Source organism: Nocardia sp. NPDC127606 (genome assembly GCF_042671725.1).
In the GTDB taxonomy this organism is placed as follows: Bacteria; Actinomycetota; Actinomycetes; order Mycobacteriales; family Mycobacteriaceae; genus Nocardia.
In genome coordinates this window covers 317,866-338,632 of record NZ_JBHXWQ010000002.1, presented here as the reverse complement: position 1 = coordinate 338,632, position 20,767 = coordinate 317,866, and the positions used below count along the sequence as shown (strand labels likewise).

The 20,767-nt window shown below is 67.3% G+C and carries 20 protein-coding genes; 12 read left to right on the top strand and 8 right to left on the bottom strand.

Features of this window, described 5'->3' with window-relative positions:
* Nucleotides 1-8: 8 nt before the first annotated feature.
* Both ACFVJ5_RS12370 and ACFVJ5_RS12365 read right to left on the bottom strand, forming a co-directional pair.
* A complete protein-coding gene (locus tag ACFVJ5_RS12370) occupies nucleotides 9-1,541 on the bottom strand; it encodes an acyl-CoA synthetase (protein ID WP_379220069.1) in 1,533 nt (510 codons plus the stop codon).
* A 21-nt stretch (nucleotides 1,542-1,562) separates the two neighbouring features.
* Nucleotides 1,563-2,600 (bottom strand): LLM class F420-dependent oxidoreductase, encoded by a 1,038-nt coding sequence (locus ACFVJ5_RS12365; RefSeq protein WP_379220068.1) that lies wholly within the window; start codon nucleotides 2,598-2,600, stop codon nucleotides 1,563-1,565.
* 60 nt (nucleotides 2,601-2,660) lie between these two features.
* Here ACFVJ5_RS12365 and ACFVJ5_RS12360 point away from each other — a divergent pair, with 60 nt between their 5' ends.
* The 5 genes from ACFVJ5_RS12360 to ACFVJ5_RS12340 are packed head-to-tail and all read left to right on the top strand — an operon-like array spanning nucleotide 2,661 to nucleotide 7,134.
* A complete protein-coding gene (locus ACFVJ5_RS12360) occupies nucleotides 2,661-3,626 on the top strand; it encodes a Zn-ribbon domain-containing OB-fold protein (RefSeq protein ID WP_379220067.1) in 966 nt (321 codons plus the stop codon).
* A gap of 46 nt (nucleotides 3,627-3,672) precedes the next feature.
* Nucleotides 3,673-4,668, top strand: coding sequence for a thiolase domain-containing protein (locus ACFVJ5_RS12355; RefSeq protein ID WP_379220624.1), 996 nt, complete (start codon nucleotides 3,673-3,675; stop codon nucleotides 4,666-4,668).
* Nucleotides 4,665-5,834: a thiolase domain-containing protein gene (locus ACFVJ5_RS12350; protein WP_379220066.1), complete on the top strand. Its 1,170-nt coding sequence runs from the start codon at nucleotides 4,665-4,667 to the stop codon at nucleotides 5,832-5,834. Before ACFVJ5_RS12355 ends, ACFVJ5_RS12350 begins: the two co-directional genes overlap by 4 nt.
* Nucleotides 5,831-6,721, top strand: a complete 891-nt coding sequence (locus ACFVJ5_RS12345) for a TIGR03619 family F420-dependent LLM class oxidoreductase (RefSeq protein WP_379220065.1) — start codon at nucleotides 5,831-5,833, stop codon at nucleotides 6,719-6,721. Before ACFVJ5_RS12350 ends, ACFVJ5_RS12345 begins: the two co-directional genes overlap by 4 nt.
* On the top strand, nucleotides 6,718-7,134 hold the full coding sequence (locus ACFVJ5_RS12340; RefSeq protein WP_379220064.1) for a nuclear transport factor 2 family protein: 417 nt from the start codon (nucleotides 6,718-6,720) through the stop codon (nucleotides 7,132-7,134). The genes ACFVJ5_RS12345 and ACFVJ5_RS12340 overlap by 4 nt, the downstream gene beginning before the upstream one ends.
* 61 nt (nucleotides 7,135-7,195) lie before the next feature.
* On the opposite strand, the gene ACFVJ5_RS12335 is transcribed toward ACFVJ5_RS12340, so the two are convergent.
* Nucleotides 7,196-8,485 (bottom strand): cytochrome P450, encoded by a 1,290-nt coding sequence (locus tag ACFVJ5_RS12335; protein WP_379220063.1) that lies wholly within the window; start codon nucleotides 8,483-8,485, stop codon nucleotides 7,196-7,198.
* A 132-nt stretch (nucleotides 8,486-8,617) separates the two neighbouring features.
* Between ACFVJ5_RS12335 and ACFVJ5_RS12330 the strand changes: the two genes are divergently transcribed.
* Complete coding sequence (locus tag ACFVJ5_RS12330) at nucleotides 8,618-9,781, top strand: steroid 3-ketoacyl-CoA thiolase (RefSeq protein ID WP_379220062.1); 1,164 nt, start codon at nucleotides 8,618-8,620, stop codon at nucleotides 9,779-9,781.
* A 365-nt stretch (nucleotides 9,782-10,146) separates the two neighbouring features.
* Nucleotides 10,147-10,563 carry a helix-turn-helix domain-containing protein gene (locus tag ACFVJ5_RS12325; protein ID WP_019044759.1) on the top strand — a complete coding sequence of 139 codons (417 nt, stop codon included), beginning with the start codon at nucleotides 10,147-10,149 and terminating at the stop codon, nucleotides 10,561-10,563.
* A gap of 129 nt (nucleotides 10,564-10,692) precedes the next feature.
* On the opposite strand, the gene ACFVJ5_RS12320 is transcribed toward ACFVJ5_RS12325, so the two are convergent.
* The 5 genes from ACFVJ5_RS12320 to ACFVJ5_RS12300 form a co-directional block, all read right to left on the bottom strand.
* On the bottom strand, nucleotides 10,693-11,727 hold the full coding sequence (locus tag ACFVJ5_RS12320; RefSeq protein ID WP_379220061.1) for a hypothetical protein: 1,035 nt from the start codon (nucleotides 11,725-11,727) through the stop codon (nucleotides 10,693-10,695).
* Entirely contained in the window at nucleotides 11,724-12,239 is a 516-nt protein-coding gene (locus ACFVJ5_RS12315; RefSeq protein WP_379220060.1) for an ImmA/IrrE family metallo-endopeptidase, read from the bottom strand. Before ACFVJ5_RS12315 ends, ACFVJ5_RS12320 begins: the two co-directional genes overlap by 4 nt.
* Before the next feature lie 11 nt (nucleotides 12,240-12,250).
* Nucleotides 12,251-13,483 (bottom strand): hypothetical protein, encoded by a 1,233-nt coding sequence (locus ACFVJ5_RS12310; RefSeq protein ID WP_379220059.1) that lies wholly within the window; start codon nucleotides 13,481-13,483, stop codon nucleotides 12,251-12,253.
* A gap of 202 nt (nucleotides 13,484-13,685) precedes the next feature.
* The gene (locus tag ACFVJ5_RS12305; RefSeq protein WP_379220058.1) at nucleotides 13,686-14,597 is read right to left on the bottom strand and encodes an SDR family oxidoreductase; all 912 of its coding nucleotides are present in this window, start codon (nucleotides 14,595-14,597) and stop codon (nucleotides 13,686-13,688) included.
* Between the two features lie 55 nt (nucleotides 14,598-14,652).
* On the bottom strand, nucleotides 14,653-15,429 hold the full coding sequence (locus tag ACFVJ5_RS12300; protein ID WP_379220057.1) for an SDR family oxidoreductase: 777 nt from the start codon (nucleotides 15,427-15,429) through the stop codon (nucleotides 14,653-14,655).
* A 70-nt stretch (nucleotides 15,430-15,499) separates the two neighbouring features.
* On the opposite strand from ACFVJ5_RS12300, the gene ACFVJ5_RS12295 reads away from it, so the two are divergent.
* From ACFVJ5_RS12295 to ACFVJ5_RS12275, 5 genes are all read left to right on the top strand, one after another.
* Nucleotides 15,500-16,264: an enoyl-CoA hydratase family protein gene (locus tag ACFVJ5_RS12295; RefSeq protein WP_056818882.1), complete on the top strand. Its 765-nt coding sequence runs from the start codon at nucleotides 15,500-15,502 to the stop codon at nucleotides 16,262-16,264.
* Nucleotides 16,261-17,151 (top strand): CoA transferase subunit A, encoded by an 891-nt coding sequence (locus tag ACFVJ5_RS12290; protein ID WP_266297857.1) that lies wholly within the window; start codon nucleotides 16,261-16,263, stop codon nucleotides 17,149-17,151. The genes ACFVJ5_RS12295 and ACFVJ5_RS12290 overlap by 4 nt, the downstream gene beginning before the upstream one ends.
* Nucleotides 17,148-17,894, top strand: coding sequence for a CoA-transferase subunit beta (locus ACFVJ5_RS12285; RefSeq protein ID WP_062982759.1), 747 nt, complete (start codon nucleotides 17,148-17,150; stop codon nucleotides 17,892-17,894). The genes ACFVJ5_RS12290 and ACFVJ5_RS12285 overlap by 4 nt, the downstream gene beginning before the upstream one ends.
* Nucleotides 17,891-18,976, top strand: a complete 1,086-nt coding sequence (locus tag ACFVJ5_RS12280) for an NAD(P)H-dependent flavin oxidoreductase (RefSeq protein ID WP_379220056.1) — start codon at nucleotides 17,891-17,893, stop codon at nucleotides 18,974-18,976. The genes ACFVJ5_RS12285 and ACFVJ5_RS12280 overlap by 4 nt, the downstream gene beginning before the upstream one ends.
* Before the next feature lie 339 nt (nucleotides 18,977-19,315).
* Nucleotides 19,316-20,755, top strand: a complete 1,440-nt coding sequence (locus tag ACFVJ5_RS12275) for a basic amino acid/polyamine antiporter (protein ID WP_379220055.1) — start codon at nucleotides 19,316-19,318, stop codon at nucleotides 20,753-20,755.
* Nucleotides 20,756-20,767 lie beyond the last annotated feature (12 nt).

Below are 20,767 nucleotides of genomic sequence, written 5' to 3'. Positions count from 1 at the left end.
AACGGTTTTCACAGCAGGCGACGCTTGTACAGCTTTCCGTTGGGATCGCGAGGCAGCTCCGCGCGGTATTCCACCGTGCGGGGCAGCTTGTACTTCGCGAGCTGACTCGCGGCGAATTCGAGGATGTCGGTGGCGAGTTCGTCGCTGCCCTCGGTGCCGGGCACCGGTTGCACGAACGCCTTCACCTGCTGACCCCAATCCGGGTCGGGCACACCGAGAACCGCCACGTCGGCGATCTTCGGGTGGCTCATCAGCACGCCCTCGATCTCGGCCGGGTAGATGTTCACCCCGCCGGACAGGATCAGGTCGGAGCGACGGTCACACAGGAACAGGTAGCCGTCCTCATCGAAGTAGCCGATGTCGCCGACGGTGAACATCTCACCGACGCGCGACTCCTCGGTCTTCTCCTTGGCCTTGTGATACTCGAAGCTGGACGCGCCCATCTTCATGTAGATCAGGCCCTCTTTGCCCGCGGGCAGTTCGGTGCCGTCCTGCTCGTCGAGCACCTTCACCACCGACCACGGCCACGCCTTGCCCACCGAGCCCGGCTTTTCCAGCCACTCGGCGCCGGTGATCACCGTGCCGCCGCCCTCGGTCGCGGCGTAGTACTCGGTGACGACCGGTCCCCACCACTCGAGCATGCGTCGCTTGGTGTCCGGCGGGCACGGCGCCGCACCGTGGATCATGCTGCGCAGCGAGGACATGTCGTAGCGGGCCCGCACCTCGTCGGGCAGGGCCAGCAGCCGGTTGAACTGCGTGGGCACCATGTGACTGTGGGTGACCTTGTACTTCTCGATCAGCGCGAGCATGCCCTCGGCGTCCCAGCGATCCATCAGCACGAGCTTGTGCCCCATCTGGATCGAGATAGTCGAGTTGTTCAGCACGGCCGTGTGGTAGAGCGGCGAGCCGCAGATGTGCACGTGATCGTCGTAGGGACCGAGGCCGAACAGGCTGAAGTAGGCCTGGTTCGCCGCGGGAACGACATCGGGATCCGCGCCGGTCAGCGGGCGGCGAACGCCCTTGGGCCGACCGGTGGTGCCCGAGGTGTAGAGCATCGGCGCGCCGATGGACCGCTCGTCCGGACGACCGGTGTCGGCGGCACCGAGCCACGACACCGGCCGGAACCCGGGGATCGTGCCCGCCGAGAAGCGGGCATCGGCGGAGAGTTCCGCGAGGTCGGCGGCTTCGGCCGCGGTGTCGGCGAACCTTTCACTGGCCAGGAACGCCGATGCCTCGCTGTCGCCGAGGATGTAGGCGATCTCCGGCGCGGTGAGGTGCCAGTTCACCGCGACGATATAGAAACCGGCTTGGTAGGCGGCGAAGTACGCGGCGATCGCCTCGACCCCGTTGTGCAGCATGCTGACCACCACGTCGCCGGTGCGCAATCCGATGCCGCGTAGCCCGTTGGCGTACCGGTTGGCGAGGGTGGCCAACTCTCGATAGCTGATCTCTCTACCGTCCGGGTCGACGAGGGCGATCCGTTCGGGATCGGCCTCGGCGATATTCCACAGTCCGAGGACTTCCGTTGTCTGCTGGCTCACCCTTCGAATTTAGAACGTGTTCTACATGGTGACAAGAGGTTGGAGCCGACGCATTTGTTCGGCATCCGACACCGAGATCAGCATCATCGTCACGCCCGCGTCCTCCCATTCCTTCAACCGGGAGCGGACATGGGCCTCGTCGCCGAAGATCGCGGTGTCGGTGATCAGCTCGTCGGGCACCGCCGCCGCGGCCTCGGCCTTGCGTCCCGCCTGGAACAGCGCGGAGATCTCGTCGACCTCGGCGCCGTAGCCCATCCGCTTGTACACCTGAGCGTGGAAGTTCAACTCGGGCGCACCCATGCCGCCGATGTAGAGCGCGCTCACCCAGCGCATCCGCTCGATTTCCGCCGCCGGATCGTCGGTGATCACCACCTGCGCGCTCGCCGCGATCTCGAAATCCGCGCGCGAGCGACGGGCGCCTGGGCGCGCGAAGCCCTCGTCGAGCCACTCGTTGTACATCCCGGCCAGTCGGGGTGCGTAGTAGATCGCGAGCCAGCCGTCGGCGATCTCAGCGGTCTGCGCGACGTTCTTCGGACCCTCCGCACCCAGCCAGATCGGCAGATCAGCGCGCAGCGGATGCACGATCGGCTTGAGCGCTTTGCCGAGCCCGGTCGCGGCGGGGCCCGTGTACGGCAGGGTGTAGTGCTTGCCGTCCGACGTCACCGGCGCCTCGCGGGCCAGCACCTTGCGCACGATGTCGACGTACTCCCGTGTGCGCCGCAGCGGCTGCGCGAAGGGCTGTCCGTACCAGCCCTCCACCACCTGCGGACCGGAGACGCCGAGGCCGAGGATGGCCCGGCCACCGCTGAGGTGATCCAGCGTGAGCGCGTGCATCGCGGCCGCCGCGGGGGTGCGGGCCGACATCTGGGCGACCGAGGTGCCCAGCCGCACGCGCTCGGTGGACGAGCCCCACCAGGCCAGTGGGGTGAAGGCGTCCGAGCCCCAGGACTCGGCCGCGAACACCGCGTCGAAGCCGGTTTCCTCGGCCGCGACCACCAGCTCGCCTGCGTTGGCGGGCGGCTGCGCACCCCAGTATCCGAGTTGCAATCCGAATTTCATGATCGGCGCCCTTTCGGCGAATCCTTGCGAGCAGAATAAGAACCTGTTCTACTCGATATCGTGACCCAGGGGAATACCGCAGTGGAAGTATTGAGTGCACCCCTGAGGGTGCGATTCGACTACACCAGGTCCGTCGGACCCATCATCGGCGCTTTTCTGACCGGACTGCGCGAACGCCGGATACTCGGCGCGCGCGGCAGCGACGGGCGAATACTCGTGCCACCGCCCGAATACGATCCACACACCAGCGCGCCGCTGGCCGAACTGGTCGAGGTCGCGGCGACCGGCACCGTCACGTCCTGGACGTGGGTGTCCGAGCCGTTGCCCGGCCAGCCGTTCGACCGTCCGTTCGCGTGGGCGCTGATCCAGCTCGACGGCGCCGACACGGCGTTGCTGCACGCCCTCGATGTGGCCGAACCCGGACAACTCAGCACCGGAATGCGGGTCAGCGCCCGCTGGGCCGACGAGCGCACCGGCCGCATCCAGGACATCGCCTGCTTCGAACCCGGCGAGCGCACCAGCCCCGCCGACTACTCCGAACAAACACCGATCACCATCCTGACCACGCCTGTCGACCTCGACTACAAGCACACAGCCTCTCCCCAGGAGAGCGTCTATCTGCGCGGGCTGGCCGAAGGCAAGCTCATCGGCGGCCGCTCCGAAGCGGGCGGGCGGGTGTACTTCCCGCCGCGCGGGGCCAACCCGACCGACGGCAGGCCCACCGACGACCTGGTCGAGCTGTCCGACAAGGGCACGGTGACCACCTTCTGCATCGTCAATGTGCCGTTCCTCGGCCAGCGGATCAAGCCGCCGTATGTGGCCGCCTATGTGCTCCTCGACGGCGCCGACATCCCGGTCCTGCACCTGATCCTCGGCTGCGAGGCCGATGAGGTGCGGATGGGCATGCAGGTCGAGGCGGTGTGGAAGCCCCGCGAGGAGTGGGGCCACACGCTGGCCAATATCGACCACTTCCGGCCCACCGGGGAGCCCGACGCTCCCTACGAGTCCTACCAGCACCACCTCTAGAGAGGCGACGTTGACCACATCAGCATCCTCCGGCGGCGACGCGAGCCTGCCCGAGATCGCGGTGGTGGGCTTCGCCCACGCACCACACGTACCCGAAACCCACGGCACCACCAACGGCGTCGAGATGCTCGTGCCGTGCTTCCAGCAGCTCTACGCCGACCTCGGCATCACCAAGTCCGATATCGACTTCTGGTGCTCGGGGTCCTCCGATTTCCTTGCCGGACGTGCGTTCTCGTTCATCTCGGCGATCGATGCGATCGGCGCCGTCCCGCCGATCAACGAGTCGCACGTGGAGATGGACGCCGCATGGGCCCTCTACGAAGCGTGGGTGAAGCTGCGTTCCGGACAGGCGCAGACCGCGCTCGTGTACGGCTTCGGCAAGTCGTCGGCCGGCACGCTGCGCCAGGTGCTGACCATGCAGCTCGACCCCTACCTGGTCGCGCCGATGTGGCCCGACGCGGTCTCGATCGCGGGTTTGCAGGCGCGTGCCGGTCTGGATTCCGGCCGGTGGACCGAGCAGGACATGGCGGCGGTCGCGGGCGGTGACCTCGGCGCACCCTATGTGGCCGACCCACTGCGCGCCCACGACATCGCGCCGATCACCGACGGCGCGGCCGCGATCGTGCTCGCGGTCGGCGATCGGGCGCGGGAGCTCTGCGAGCGTCCCGCGTGGATCACCGGAATCGCACATAACATCGACGCCCAGGCACTGGGCGGTCGCGATCTGACCCGCTCTCCCTCCACCACCAAGGCGGCCGCGGTGGCGACCGGCGGCAACACCGCCTTCGACATCGCCGAGCTGCACGCGCCGTTCAGTCACCAGCAGTTGATCCTCGCGGAAGCGATCGGGCTGTCCGCGGACACCCGCATCAACCCCTCCGGTGGCGCCCTCGCCGCCAACCCGATGTTCGCGGCGGGTCTCGAACGAATCGGCAGCGCCGCCCAAGCCATCATGTCCGGCACCGCGAACCGGACCCTCGCTCATGCGACCAGCGGCCCTGCGCTGCAACAGAATCTGGTCGCCGTCATGGAGGTCCAGTGAGCTTCCCCGCAGCGGTGCTCGGCACCGGCCAAACTCATCACGTGACAAAACGTACGGACGTGTCCATGTCGGGCATGTGCCGTGAGGCCATCGATCGCGCACTCGATGACGCGGGTCTGACCATCGCCGACATCGACGCTGTCGTGGTCGGCAAGGCCCCCGACTTCTTCGAGGGCGTCATGATGCCCGAGCTGTACATGGCCGAGGCGCTCGGCGCCGCGGGCAAGCCGTTGATCCGCGTGCACACCGCGGGCTCGGTCGGCGGCTCGACCGGCGTCGTCGCCGCCAACCTGGTGCAGGGTGGGGTGCACAAGCGCGTCCTCGCCGTCGCCTGGGAGAAGCAGTCGGAGTCGAACGCCATGTGGGCGTTGTCCATTCCGGTGCCGTTCACCATGCCGGTCGGCGCGGGCGCCGGCGGCTACTTCGCCCCCCACGTGCGCTCCTACATCCGTCGCTCGAACGCACCACTGCACATCGGTGCGATGGTGGCGGTGAAGGATCGACGCAACGGCGCGAAGAACCCGCTCGCGCACCTGCATCAGCCCGATATCACCCTCGAGTCGGTACTGGCATCCCAAATGCTCTGGGACCCCATCCGTTTCGATGAGACCTGCCCGTCGTCGGACGGCGCGTGCGCCGTGGTGATCGGCGATGCCGAGGCCGCCGCGGTGGTCGAAGCCGAGGGCAAGAAGGTGGCCTGGGTACACGGCACCGCGATGCGCACCGAGCCGACGACCTTCTCCGGTCGCGACCAGGTGAATCCGCAGGCGGGCCGGGACGCGGCCGCCGCGCTGTGGAAGGCGGCCGGGATCACCGATCCCCTGGAAGAGATCGACGTCGCCGAGATCTACGTGCCGTTCTCCTGGTTCGAGCCGATGTGGCTCGAGAATCTCGGCTTCGCGGCCGAGGGCGACGGCTGGAAACTCACCGACAAGGGTGAGACGGAGATCGGCGGACGCATTCCGGTGAACCCGTCGGGCGGCGTCCTCTCGTCCAACCCGATCGGCGCCTCGGGCCTGATCCGGTTCGCCGAAGCGGCCAAGCAGGTGATGGGCCGCGCGGGCGCGTGCCAGGTGCCGAATGCGCGCAAGGCCCTCGGTCACGCGTACGGCGGTGGTTCCCAGTACTTCTCGATGTGGGTCGTGGGAAGCGAGCGTCCGGCATGAAGTTCACCCTCGGTGTCGCACTGAGCCCCTTGGACCAGCTCACCGAGCTGGCCAAGACGGCCGAGGAATGCGGGTTCACCTCCATCGGCCTGCCCGACTCGCTGTTCTACATGAAGTCGCAGGCCGCCGACTACCCGTACACCCCGGACGGCAGCCGCTTCTGGGGCCCGGAGACTCCGTGGGTGGACCCGCTGATCGCCGCCGCGTCCATGGCGGCGGTCACCACGAACCTGCGCTTCTACACCAATGTCCTCAAACTCGGCTCGCGCAATCCGCTGCTGCTGGCCCGACAGGTCGGCTCGATCGCCAACCTGTCGGGCAACCGGTTCGGCTTCGGCATCGGGATCGGTTGGGCGCCTGAGGAATTCGAATGGTGCGGCGTCCCCTACGCGCGCCGCGGCGCGCGGGTCGACGAGATGATCGAGGTCATCCGGCTCGTCCTCGACGGCGGCATGGTCGAATTCCACGGCGAGTTCTTCGATTTCGACCAGCTGCAGATGAGCCCGGCGCCGAGCGAGCGGGTGCCGTTCTACATCGGCGGGCACACCGGTCCGGCGCTGCGCCGGGCCGCCCGCATCGGTGACGGCTGGACCTCGGCGATGATGAAGTTCGACGACCTGGTCACCACCATCGGCACACTGCGCGACCTGCGTGCCGAATACGGCCGGTCCGAGGAGCCGTTCGAGATCCAATCCGTCTGCATCGACAAGTTCGGCCGCGACGGCTATCAGGACCTGGCCGACGCGGGCGTCACCGACAACATCGTGGTGCCGTGGCTGTCCGACGGCATCGGGTTCGACGGCGAGCTGGCGGCCAAGCAGGACTCGCTGCGCAAGTTCGCCGAGAAGTACATCGCCGACCCCATCATCGCGAAGGTGCACCCATGACCACCATCGAACGCACCGCCCGTGCCGCGGGCCTGGCGTCTCAGGCCGCCGTCAAAGCGAAGGACCGGGCGGCCTGGGTCGCCCTGTTCGCCGAGGACGGCATCGTCGAAGATCCGGTCGGTCCTTCGGGTTTCGATCCCGAGGGCGTCGGCCACCGCGGCCACGAGGCCATCGGCGCCTTCTGGGACAAGGCCATCGCCCTCACCGAATCCATCGAATTCCGTTTCGAGGACTCTTTCGCCTGCGGGAACGAAATCGCCTTCACCGGCCTGATCCGCACCACCATGGCAGGCCATGTCATCGACGCCGAGGGCGTGTTCACCTACAAGGTCGACGCCGACGGAAAGATCGCCGCTTTGCGCGCCTTCTGGGAAGTCGACCGCGCGGTCGCGACCACGCGGCCCGTCGGATAGCGGTAAAACGCGAGAACAGCCCGGGACCTTTCGGTCCCGGGCTGTTCTCGTTGTCAGCGACTCAGTGCGCGACGGGGCAGCCGGCGGGCTTGTAATCGACCGGCAGCTCCTTGATCCCATTGAGCCAACCCGAACGCAGACGCTTCGGATCACCGATTTGCGTGATATCGGGCAGATGATCAGCAATCGCGTTGAAGATCAGATCGACCTCGAGCCGAGCCAGGTTCGCGCCGACGCAGAAGTGGGCGCCGGTGCCACCGAAGGCCAGGTGCTGGTTGTCGGCGCGGGTGATGTCGAACGTCTCCGGGTTCTCGAACACGTCCTCATCGAAGTTTGCCGAGCGGTACAGCATCACCAGCCGCTGGCCCTTCTTGATCTGCACGCCGCCGAGTTCGGTGTCCGCGAGTGCGGTGCGCTGGAAGGAGGTCACCGGAGTCGCCCAGCGGATGATCTCGTCGGCCGCGGTGGCGGGGCGCTCCTTCTTGAACAACTCCCACTGATCGGGGTTCTCCATGAAGGCGATCATGCCGTGGGTGATGGCGTTGCGGGTCGTCTCGTTGCCCGCGACAGCCAGGACGATCACGAAGAAGCCGAACTCCTCCGGCGTGAGATGCTCACCGTCGACGTCGGCCTCGATCAGCGTGGTCACCAGGTCGTCGGCCGGACAGGCCTTCCTGGCCTCGGCCATCTGGTAGGCGTAGCCGAGGATCTCCATCGAGGCGGCGACCGGATCGGCAGTGCTGTCCGGATCGTCGTAGCTGGTCATGTCGTTGGACCAGTCGAAGACCTTCATCCGGTCCTCCTGCGGCACACCGATCAGTTCGGCGATCGCCTGCAGCGGCAGCTCACATGCCACCTGGGTGACGAAGTCACCGCTGCCGGACTCGAGGGCTCGCTTCACAATGCCTTCGGCACGTGCCGAGAGTTCGGCGCGCAGGCCGTTGATCGCGCGCGGGGTGAAGCCCTTGGCGATCAGCTTGCGCAGCTTGGTGTGTTCGGGGGCGTCCTTGTTCAACAGGACGAAGCGCTGCAGTTCGATCTGCTCGCGCTGAATGTCGTCGTTGAAGCGCGGGATGGCGGTGTTCTCGAAGGTCGAGAACACATCGCTGCGGCGCGACACCTCTTTGACGTCGGCGTGCTTGCTCACCACCCAGAAGCCATCGTCATGGAACCCGCCCACCTCGGGCGACTGCTCGTTCCACCAGATCGGGGCCGTACGACGCAGCTCGGCAAACTCCTCGGCCGGAATTCGCTCGGCGTAGATAGCTGGGTCGGTAACGTCGAACCCGTCCGGCAGGTTCGGCCGGGCACCCGTCACAGGGCCGGCGTGTTCGGTGCTCGGGTTTACCACCAGATGTCTCCTTCGACAAACTGAAACACGTTCTATAATCATTCAAGCATAGCGGTCGCCGCGACGGAAGAACCTCGCGGTTTTACCCTGAGCTCAAGATCGGAACCTGTTGCAGTTATGAGGGAGAATCACATGGGCAAACCCGTGATCGTCGAGGCCGTGCGGACCCCGATCGGCAAACGTCGAGGGCAACTTTCGGGACTGCACGCCGCCGAATTGCTCGGCCTGGCCCAGCGCGGCCTACTCGACCGGGCGGGCCTCGACCCGGCCGAGGTCGAGCAGGTGATCGGCGGCTGTGTCACCCAGGCGGGCGAGCAGTCCAACAACGTCACCCGCGTCGCCTGGCTGCACGCGGGCCTGCCGTGGCAGACCGGCGCGACCACGATCGACGCCCAGTGCGGCTCGGCCCAGCAGGCCAACCACCTCATCGCGGGCCTCATCGCCACCGGTGCGATCGACGTCGGCGTCGCGTGCGGCGTCGAGGCGATGAGCCGGGTACCGCTCGGCGCCAATGTCGGCACCGAGGCGGGGCCGCGACGGCCCGCGTCGTGGTCGATCGATCTGCCCGACCAGTTCGGCGCCGCCGAGCGCATCGCCCGCAGGCGCGGGATCACCCGGTCCGATATCGACGAATTCGGTCTGCGCTCCCAGCAATTGGCGGCCAAGGCGTGGGCCGAGGGCCGCTACGACCGCGAGGTGCTTCCGGTCTCGGCGCCGGTCCTCGACAGTGAGGGCGTGGCCACCGGGGAAAAGGTGGAGGTCGCCCGCGATCAGGGTCTGCGCGCGACCACCCGCGAAGGACTGGCGGCGCTGAAGCCGGTCGTGGCCGACGGCATCCACACCGCGGGCACGTCGTCGCAGATCTCCGACGGCGCCGCCGCCGTGCTGCTGATGGACGAAACCGTAGCGCGCCGAAAGGGTTTGCGTCCGCGCGCCCGGATTCACACCCAGGTACTCGTCGGCGCCGAACCGGAGTTCCATCTGGACGGTCCGGTACAGGCGTGCACCCGACTGCTCGAGCGCTCCGGAATGAGGATTGGCGATATCGATCTATTCGAGATCAACGAAGCATTCGCGTCGGTTGCACTTTCGTGGGCTGCCGTACATCAACCTGACATGGAACGGGTAAATGTCAACGGCGGCGCGATCGCAATCGGGCATCCGGTGGGCTCTACCGGCTCCCGATTGATCACGACCGCGTTACACGAACTCGAACGCACAGGTCAGAGCACTGCCATGGTGCTCATGTGCGCCGGCGGCGCACTGGCGACGGGCACCATCATCGAGCGCCTGTAGACTGACCCATACCGAAACCGGGCGCCCAGGTTGAACATTCATCCCAGGGCGCCCGGAACGTGTCGTACGCCACAAAGTCACGGGGGGCAGGGGGATCATGAGATGTCAGCTATCTTCAAGCTATCATGGAGCTAGGGTGGAAGAACCCTGCGACGGGCACGAACCCGGGGACCCCGACGCTCCACAAGAGTCGTTGGCGCGACCCGCAAACGCGACCACCGCCGCCCCTGCACGCAGGTGAGCGTCGGAAATCGTAGAGAAATCCCCAATCAGGCGTAGGTTTTCAGTTACTGAGCCGCTAATATCAATGATACGTATCCGAGATAACGACTGTTAGTACAGTGAAGGGAATTGGGCGGCTCACAATGGCTGATTTCGCGGCGCGGCTGAACAAGCTGTTCGAAACCGTGCATCCCCCGGGGCGCAAGCCGCACACCAACGCAGAGGTTGCGGCTGCGCTGACTGCCTCCGGGCATCCGATCTCGAAGCCGTATCTCTCGCAGTTGCGGTCGGGACAACGAACGAATCCGTCCGATGAGACGGTGGCCGCCCTGGCGAAGTTCTTCAAGGTCAAGCCTGACTACTTCTTCAACGATATCTACGCGGCCAAGATCGATCACGACCTGGAGCTGCTCGCGCAGCTGCAGGGTTATGGACTTCGTCGACTGTCGAGTAGGGCATTCGATCTGTCCGAAGAATCACAGAATCTGCTCACCTCGATGGCGGAGAAGCTACGGGCCAGCGAAGGCTTGCCCGAAATTCCTCCGGACGGAACAGAATAGGATCCACACAGCGGCCGGCCTGACGCACCTGATGGTGTCCTGGGTACGGCCGTAAACACGTCGGATACGCAGACAACGGGCCTGAGACGGTGTAAACCACCAGCTCAGGCCCGTTTTCTGCGTATCGGCCTAGGTCGAGGAAGCGGCGTTCTGCGGTGCCGTCTTCGCGTCCGCCACCGCGTACTCGTACTGATTCGCGAGCGCCAGCACCCAGCCGCGGGGGCTGATGCCGGGCGGCGGTGCGATCCAGCGCGCGTCGACGAACAAGTCCCCCAATGGATTTCGCGCCCACTCGGCCACCACCGCGGCCCGCTGCGGCACCGAATTCGGCGGCTCACCGGCCGCCGGGATCACGATGCCGCTGCCCGAGAGCAGATACAGCGCGTCCATCACCTGGGCCATGTGATCGGAAGCCTTGAGCTGCGCCGAGGTGGCGTTCTGTTCGGGCGCGACCACCTCGGGGAACCGGCCGACCATCAACTGGTGCAGCGGACGGATCTTGCGCAGCAGGAGCTTGGCCCGCCACCACAGCTCGATCACGATCGACACGGCGCCGAGCGCGATCAGCAGCGCCGCGATCTCCCACGCGGCCCAGCCCCACAGCGGTTCGTTGGGCGGCGTCGGTGCGGCGTTCTGCAACGCGCGGCCCACATTGGCGACCGCGAGCACCGCGACCAGAGCGGTGCCCGTGATGTAGATGGCGATGCCGCGACCGAGGATGGTCCAGTCCAGGTTGCGCAGACCGGTGGTCACGATGAACACCGCGCCGAGCGCGACCGTGATCCAGCCGAAGGTGAACGACCACGCCAGGGTGATCGCGATCGCCACCGCACCGATGCCGTAGACGACCATCGCGACCTGGCGCAGATTGCGCCGCGAGACCACCGGCCACGCGGCCGAGGCCACCACCGAGGTGGCCGTGGTGAACAGGATCCAGGCGGAGATCACGAGGCCGGTGGACAGCCAGCCGCTGTGCACACCGCCCTTCATCAGATTGTCGATGGCGACAGCCATCTCGGGAATGGCGACGGTGACCGCGAGCGCCACGGCGGCGACCGCGACGACGATGGCCACGCGGGCGGTCGTCGCGGGCTTCACCAGCACGCGACCCACTCGCGCACCCGCGGCAACCCAGACCAGCAGGGCTGTCAACCAGAGTGTCATCCGAGTGCCTCATCGAATCGAAGGACCGAGACGCCTGCGCCCCGGTTGCTGAATACGCGCAGACGCGTCATGAGCATGGCCGCGAAGGTCTCGGCTTCCCATTCGGCGAGATCGTCGGCGCCGTCGTCGACGATCTGCGCGTGGGCGCGCTGGCTGAGCATGTAGGCGATCAGATCGTCGCTGACCTCGAGGGTGGTCTCCACCGCGGGCACGCCCTCGTGATCGAAGACGATGTGGCCCAGTTCGTGCGCGAGGGTGTGATCGCGGCTCGGGAGAGCGTCGGCGAGCACGATGATGTCGCGTTCGGGATAGAACCGGCGCTGACCGCACACGCCGGGGCCGAGGTTCGCGCTGGTGATCTCGATTTCGCGTTTCCGCTCCAGCGAGATGGCATGGACCACCTCGTCGAGACTGGTGGCGTCGGAGTCGGCGGCCACCGCGCACACCGCGTCGACGGCGGCGGCGACGCGGCGATAGGACCGGGAGGTGCTCTGGGTCTTGCTCTTACTCATCGAAGATCCCCTCACGACCTCGGTCCGAAGAACTCGGCACGCGCCGCGTTCACCCGTGCTTGGGCTGCCGCGGCACCTTGGAAACTCACTGCGCCCGAACCGGTTCCGGCCAGTGTGAGCGCGATCAGGCCGCCGATCACCGACAGGAGTTCGGGTTCGGGCAGGCCGCTGTTGTCACTGGTCGGCTTGAACTCGTGGTTCGGCTTGGCCGCCGGTGCCGGTGCTGCCGCGGCGGGCGGCGGCGCGGCAGGGGCCGGAGCCTCGGCGGCGGGTGGCGCCGGAATAGGCACTGCTACAGCAATATTCGGGACGCCAGGCACGGCAGGCGTGGGCGGGATCGCGATCGACGGCAGAGCCGGTGCGGCCGGGACCGAAGGGATCGGGATCAGCAGCAACAGCAGGGGCGAGGCCGAGCCGACCGCCGCCGAACCGACAGCGGCGGAACCGACAGCGGCCGAGCCCGCGCCCGCGGAACCTACCGCGGCGGAACCGGCGGCAGCGGAACCCACTGCGGCAGAACCTGTTCCGAGGACAGCCGAGCCCGCGCCGAGTGCGGCCGAACCGGTTCCCGCGGCGGCCGAGCCGACCGCGGCCGAACCGGTACCGAGGACCGCTGCGGCACCGGCCGAACCGGTACCGAGAACTGCTGCGGCACCGGCCGAACCGGTACCGAGAACTGCGGCCGCGCCTGCCGAGCCGGTGCCCAGAATGGCGGCCGCGCCCGCGGAACCGGTGCCGAGGACTACCCCGAGGCCTGCCGAACCGGTACCGAGCAGCACTCCGAGGCCTGCCGAGCCGGTGCCGAGGACCACGCCCGCGGCGGCCGAACCCGCGCCCGCCGCGGCGGAGCCTACGGCGGCTGATCCGGAGAGAGGGCCCGCGACGTCTTTCTTGGGGACGTCAGCGCTGGACTGGCCGGGGATGGTGAGCGGGGTCCATTCGCCTTCGTCGGCGACCGGGGCGCCCGACTGCGGGGAAACCGGGTCGGTACCGGGAGCCGGGTTGGTCGCCTGACCATTGCCCTGACCGGGCAGGCTCAGCTCACCGGGCTTGGGAGTCGGAGTGCTCTGACCGCCGTTACCGCCGCTGCCGTTGCCCTGCCCGGCGCTTCCGCTGCCGGGGGCCTGCGCGGCAGGCGTCGGCGGCTTTTCCGGGGCGGCCATGGCGACCGCGGGCCCTAACAGCGCACAGCCGGCCAGCACACTCGCAGCGGCAAACACGCGCAACATGCGACCAATGGCCATGCGCTAGATCATCCCCTTAGTTATTCAGCGCAGAATTACCCCCGGTCGCGACACATTCCGGGATCGACGAACAGTAGCCCATAGTAAACCCACGGTCACCTGACCGCAGAAGAGAGCAAGAGTCGTCCAGCCCCCTGGACGTGTGTGACATGCCATAAGCGCAGGCCGGGGAGTTTTCCCCGGCCGCACGCCTCAAAGTTTGCTATGCACCGTAAACAGGCTCCGGCGGGGTGCTCTTCTCGATCAGTTCCTTGACGACCGGACCCAGCTCGGCGGGGTTCCAGCGCGCGCCGCGATCGACCGGAGTGCCGTGCAGCCAGCCCTGCGCCAGCGCCACCTTTCCGCCCTCTACCTCGAACATCCGGCCGGTCACCCCGGCGGATTCGGTGCTGCCGAGCCACACGACCAGCGGCGAGACGTTCTCCGGCGCCATCGCGTCGAAGCCCGCGTCGGGAGCGGACATGGTGTCGGCGAAGACCGTCTCGGTCATCCGGGTGCGGGCGGCGGGGGCGATCGCGTTCACGGTCACGCCGTAGCGCCCGAACTCGGCCGACGCGGTCAGTGTGAGACCCGCGATACCGGCCTTCGCGGCGCCGTAATTGCCCTGGCCGACACTGCCCTGCAAACCGGCGCCGGAGCTGGTGTTGATCACGCGGGCGTCCACCGGGCGGCCCGCCTTCGACTCGCCCCGCCAGTACTCGGCCGCGTGCCGCATGGTGGCGAAGTGGCCCTTGAGGTGCACGCGGACCACGGCGTCCCACTCGTCCTCGCCGAGGTTCACCAGCATGCGGTCGCGCACGAAGCCCGCGTTGTTGACCAGCACGTCGAGGCCGCCGAAGGTGTCGACGGCCTGACGGATCAGCCGACGGGCGCCTTCCCAATCGGCGACGTCGTCGTAGTTGGCCACGGCCTCACCACCGGCCGCGACGATCTCGTCGACGACCTGCTGAGCGGGGGTTTCCGTGGTCGCGGCGCCGTCCAGCGCGGTGCCGACATCGTTGACCACCACGCGGGCGCCCGCGGCGGCGAAGGCGAGCGCGTGCGCGCGACCGATCCCCCGGCCTGCGCCGGTCACGATCACCGTGCGTCCGGCGCAGATCAACTGGTCATCCATTTCGAGCTCCTGTAGTTATCGGCAGCTGACGCCGCGGGGTTGGGCAGGTCATGAGTCAGTTGTCGGCGTTGGCCGCGTCGAGGAAGGCCGGGCGTTCGCCGCCGCCGTGGACGACCAGGGCAGCGCCGCTGATGTGGGCGGCCAGGGGTGAAGCCAGGAAGAGGGCGGCGTTGCCGACGTCGGCGGGATCGGCGAGGCGACCGAGCGGGACGGTCTTCGCTACGGCGGCCACGCCGTCGGCGTCGCCGTAGTGCAGGTGGCTGAGTTCGGTTTCCACGGGGCCGACCACTACTGAGTTGAGCCGGACCTTGGGGGCCCACTCGACGGCCAGCGAGGAGACCAGGTTGTCCAGGCCCGCCTTGGCCGCGCCGTAGGCGGCGGTGCCGGGCGAGGGACGGTGCCCGCTGACGCTGGTGATCATCACGATCGAGCCGCCCGCGTCCTGCTTCTGCATCAGCGCGTTCGCCTGCTGCGAGATCAGCAGCGGCGCGAGCAGATTCAGCTCCACGATCTTGGCGTGGAACTTGGGGCTCGCGGCGTCGGCCATCGCGAACGGTGCGCCACCGGCGTTGTTCACCACATGGTCGATCCGGCCGTGCCTGGCGACGATCTCGGCGAACATGGCCGACACCGCGTCGACATCGCGCACATCGCAGGTGAGGTGTTCGGTGCCGCGGTCCCCCACCGTGATCGGTTCGTCGGCCGGTCTGCGCGCGCAGGTCAGCACCGTCGCGCCCGCGGCGAGGAAGGCCCGGCTGATGCCGGCGCCGACGCCTCGTACGCCGCCCGTCACCAGAACGATCTGCTCGGAAAGGTCGATTTCTACAGCCACCGTGTTAACCTACCAAGCAATTGCTTGCTTTGTCTCGGGTTCGCCGGGGCGCGCACGAGGAGACATCGCGATGGGGATAAACCGTCACACCGAAGCCGACGGGGTAGAGGTCGTCACAGTCGACTATCCGCCGGTCAACGCCCTGCCCTCGGACGGCTGGTTCGCACTGGCCGACGCCGTCAGGGCAGCGGGCCGCAATCAGGAGACCCGAGTGGTCGTCCTGCGCGCGGAAGGCCGCGGGTTCAACGCGGGCGTCGACATCAAGGAGATGAACGCCGACGTCGGCCATACCGCGCTGATCCGCGCCAACCACGGCTGTTTCGACGCCTTCGCCGCGGTCTACGACTGTGAGGTGCCCGTGGTCACCGCCGTGAACGGCTTCTGCCTCGGCGGCGGCATCGGCCTGGTCGGTAACTCCGACGTCATCGTCGCCTCCGACGACGCCACCTTCGGGCTGCCCGAAGTCGACCGTGGCGCGCTCGGCGCCGCGACGCATCTGTCCCGGCTGGTCCCCCAGCACCTGATGCGCACCATGTTCTACACCGCGGGCAAGCTCACCGCCCAGCAGCTGCACCACTTCGGCTCGGTGTACAAGGTGGTGCCGCGCGCCGAACTCGACGCCGCCGCGATGGACGTCGCGAAGAACATCGCGAACAAGGACGGCCGCGTGATCCGCGCCGCCAAACGCGCGCTCAACGGCATCGACGTGCAGGACGTGCACCGTTCCTACCGCTACGAACAGGGCTTCACGATGGAGCTCAACCTCGCCGGGGTCGCCGACGAGATCAGGGCGCGCTTCGACGACGATCTCGCCGCGCAGAAGAAGGAGAGCTGAAAGCCATGCGCGACAAGAGAATGACCCTCGACGAGGTGGTCGGCGAGCTGCGCAGCGGCATGACCATCGGCATCGGCGGCTGGGGTTCACGGCGCAAGCCGATGGCGCTGGTGCGCGCGCTGCTGCGCTCCGATGTCACCGACCTGACGGTGGTCACCTACGGCGGCCCCGACCTGGGTCTGCTGTGTTCGGCGGGCAAGGTCCGCAAGGCGTACTACGGGTTCGTCTCGCTGGATTCGGCGCCGTTCTACGACCCGTGGTTCGCGAAGGCGCGCACCGAGGGCGCGATCACCGTGCGCGAGATGGACGAGGGGATGGTGAAGTGCGGGCTGCAAGCGGCCGCGGCACGACTACCGTTCCTGCCGATCCGGGCCGGGCTCGGATCCGCCGTGCTCGACTTCTGGGAGGGCGAGCTGAAGACCGTCGCCTCGCCGTATCCCGCCGCCGACGGCCGCGTCGAGACCCTGGTCGCGATGCCGGCGCTGAATCTCGACGCGTCGTTCGTGCATCTGGATCTGGCCGACAAGCACGGCAACGCCGCCTACACGGGCGTCGACCCGTACTTCGACGATCTGTACTGCCTCGCGGCCGAGCGTCGCTACGTCTCGGTGGATCGCATCGTCGAGACCGAGGAACTGGTCAAAGCCGTTCCGCAGCAGTCGATCATCCTCAACCGCATGCTCGTCGACGGTGTGGTGGAGTCGCCCGGTGGCGCGCACTTCACCTTCTCGGGCAGCTACGGGCGTGACGAGAAGTTTCAGAAGCACTATGTGGCGGCCGCGAAGACGCCGGAGTCGTGGGCCGAGTTCAAGGCTCGCTACCTGGATGTCTCCGAAGAGGAATACCAGTCCGCCGTGGCCGCGTTCGCTGAGGAGCAGAAGCTATGACTATTACTCGTGCTGAGGTCTGCGTCGTCGCCGCCGCGGAGATCTTCCGCGGGGCCGGTGAGATCATGGCCAGTCCGATGTCGACGGTCACCACCATCGGCGCCCGGCTGGCCCGGCTCACCTTCGAACCCGACCTGCTGCTCTCCGACGGCGAGGCGCTGTTCTTCGCCGAGGTACCGGCGATCGGCGCCAAAGCCCCTGTCGAGGGCTGGATTCCGTTCTCCCGGGTGTTCGACGTGGTCGCCTCGGGCCGTCGCCATGTGGTGATGGGCGCCAACCAGATCGACCGGTTCGGCAACCAGAACCTGTCGGCCTTCGGACCGCTCCAGCAGCCGACGCGCCAGATGTTCGGTGTGCGTGGCGCGCCCGGCAACACCATCAACCACGCGACGAGCTACTTCGTGCCCCGGCACAACAATCGGGTGTTCGTCGACAAAGTCGACATCATCTCCGGAATCGGTTACGACAGAATCGATCCCGAGAACCCGGCGTACCGCTTCCACCACCTGCACCGCGTGGTGACCAACCTGGGCGTGTTCGACTTCAACGGCCCCGACCACACCCTGCGCGCGCTGTCGCTGCACCCGGGCGTGAGCCCGGCCGAGGTCGCGGAGAACACCTCCTTCGAGATCGCCGAGCTGGGTTCGGCGGGCGAGACCAGGCTGCCGACCGAGGAAGAGCTGCGGATCATCCGAACCGTGCTCGATCCCAAGGGTTTCCGGGAGAAGGAAGTAGCGGCATGAGCGCGCGCTTGCGGACCCCACTGACCGAGTTGGTCGGGATCGAGCATCCCATCGTGCAGACCGGGATGGGCTGGGTCGCCGGTCCCCGCCTGGTCGCAGCCACCGCCAACGCGGGCGGACTCGGCATTCTCGCCTCGGCGACGATGACTTTCGAGGAGCTCGAAGCGGCGGTCGCCAAGACCAAGTCGCTCACCGACAAGCCCTTCGGCGTGAACATCCGCGCCGACGCCACCGACGCTCCCGAACGCATCGAACTGCTCATTCGTGAGCAGGTGCGGGTCGCGTCCTTCGCGCTCGCGCCGAAGAAGGAGCTCATCGCCCGGCTCAAAGACGCCGGTGTCGTGGTCGTTCCGTCGATCGGTGCGGCCAAGCACGCGGTGAAGGTGGCGTCCTGGGGCGCCGACGCGGTGATCGTGCAGGGCGGTGAGGGCGGTGGTCACACCGGCCCGGTCGCCACCACGCTACTGCTGCCGTCGGTGCTCGACGCGGTCGATATCCCGGTGATCGCGGCGGGTGGCTTCTTCGACGGTCGCGGCCTGGCCGCCGCGCTGTCCTACGGCGCGGCCGGTGTCGCGATGGGCACCCGCTTCCTGCTCACCCAGGAGAGCACCGTCCCCGAGGCCGTGAAGCAGGAGTACCTGGCGCGCGGCCTGCAGGACACGGTGGTGTCGGTGAAGGTCGACGGCATGCCGCATCGGATGCTCAACACCGAACTGGTGACCAAGCTCGAGCACTCCGGCGGCTGGCGCGGTCTGTCGGCGGCGGTGTCGAACGCGGCCAAGTTCAAGAGCATGACCGGCATGAAATGGTCGACGCTGATGCGTGACGGGCTGGCCATGCGAAAGACCAAGGACCTCAGCTGGTCTCAGGTCGTGATGGCGGCGAACTCGGCGATGCTGACCAAGGCCGGTCTCGTCGAGGGTCGCACCGACGCGGGCGTGCTGCCCGCGGGCCAGGTCACCGGCATCATCGACAGCTTGCCGACCGTGGCCGAACTGATCGACGAGATCGTCACCGACGCGGTCGCCCGCATCGAGGCGATCTCGGCGCTGACCACCGAACCCGCCACCGAGACCCACTGACCCGGAGCCGCCACCCGGCTCCCTTCACGAACTCGCCCCGACCGACGGCCTGAGCCGACCGTCGGCTCCTCGGGGCGATCGAGCACTGGACCCGATGCCGCACTCACGAGGTGCGCATCGGGTCCAGTGCTCTTTTCGGCTCGAGGGCGTCTCGTGGCGCGACACGCGCTCGAAGCCGACGACGACGACGTCCGGTCGCCTAAAATTTGCCGGACATCGACATCGCAGCGGGAGGTCGCGTGGACGCCGAGCACCAACGACAGGTCCAGGGCTCACCGATGCTGGTATGCGCGATGATTGCCGAACTCATCGCCAGCACCGAGCCGGAGGAGTAGCGCGATGACAGCCTCGGAACAGACCGCGACCAAGAAGATGCCGTTGCTGACCTTGTCGGCGATGGTGGTCGGCTCCATGGTCGGTGCGGGCGTGTTCTCGCTACCGCGCAATTTCGGCCAGGCCACCGGCGGATTCGGCGCGATCATCGCCTGGACGATCGCCGGCACCGGAATGCTGATGCTGGCGTTCGTCTTCCAGACGCTGGCCGTGCGCAAACCAGACCTCGACGCCGGCGTCTACGCCTACGCGAAGGCCGGCTTCGGTGAGTACCTCGGCTTCTTCTCCGCGTTCGGGTACTGGGCGAGCGCCTGTGTCGGCAACGTCAGCTACTGGGTGCTGATCAAGTCCACCCTCGGGCAGGTGCTACCCATCTTCGGTGAGGGCAACACCGTTCCCGCGGTGCTGCTGTCGACGGTGTGCATCTGGGCGTTCCATTTCATGGTGCTGCGCGGGATCCAGGAAGCCGCCACCATCAACCAGATCGTCACCGTGGCCAAGCTGGTGCCGATCCTGGTGTTCATCGTGGTGCTGCTGTTCTACTTCGACCCCGGTGTCTTCGCGGACAACTTCTGGGGCGGCGACGCGTATTCCGAATCGCTCGTCGAACAGGTGCGTTCGACCATGTTGGTGACAGTCTTCGTGTTCCTCGGCATCGAGGGTGCGAGCGTGTACTCCAGGTACGCGCGCAAGCGCGAGGACATCGGTCGCGCCACCGTGCTCGGATTCCTCAGCGTGCTGGCTATTTTCGCGTCGGTGACCATGGTGTCGTTCGGCATCATGCCGCGTGACGAACTCGCCGTGGCGCAGCAGCCGTCGATGTCACCGGTCTTCGAATCCGCCGTCGGTACCTGGGGCGCCTGGTTCATCAGCATCGGACTGATCATCTCGGTCCTCGGCGCCTACCTGGCCTGGACGCTGATGGCCGCGGAGGTGCTGTTCGTGGCGGCGCAGGACCGGGACATGCCGTCGTTCCTGGCTCGGGTCAACGCCGCGAATGTGCCGGTGGTGGCGCTGATCTTCACCACCGTGCTGATCCAGATCGTGCTGGTCACGACGCTGTTCTCCGACGACGCGTTCACCTTCACCCTCAAGCTGTGCAGTTCGCTGTCGCTGGTGCCCTACCTGCTGGCCGCGGCCTACGCGCTCAAACTCGCCTACACCAGGGAGACCTACGAGCGGATCCAGCCGGGCGACCGCACCAAAGAGCTCGTCATCGCCTTCGTCGCCACCTTCTACACCGCGTTCATGCTCGTCGCGGCCGGACTCGAATTCCTGCTGTTGTCGTGCATCATCTACGCGCCCGGCACCATCCTGTTCGCCCTCACCCGTCGTGAGGCGGGCAAGCGGATCTTCTCGCTCTGGGAGGCGATCCTGTTCGGCGCCGTCGCCCTCGGCGCCGTCATCGGCATCATCGGCTTGGCGACCGGCGCCATCTCGATCTGAATCCGCCCGATC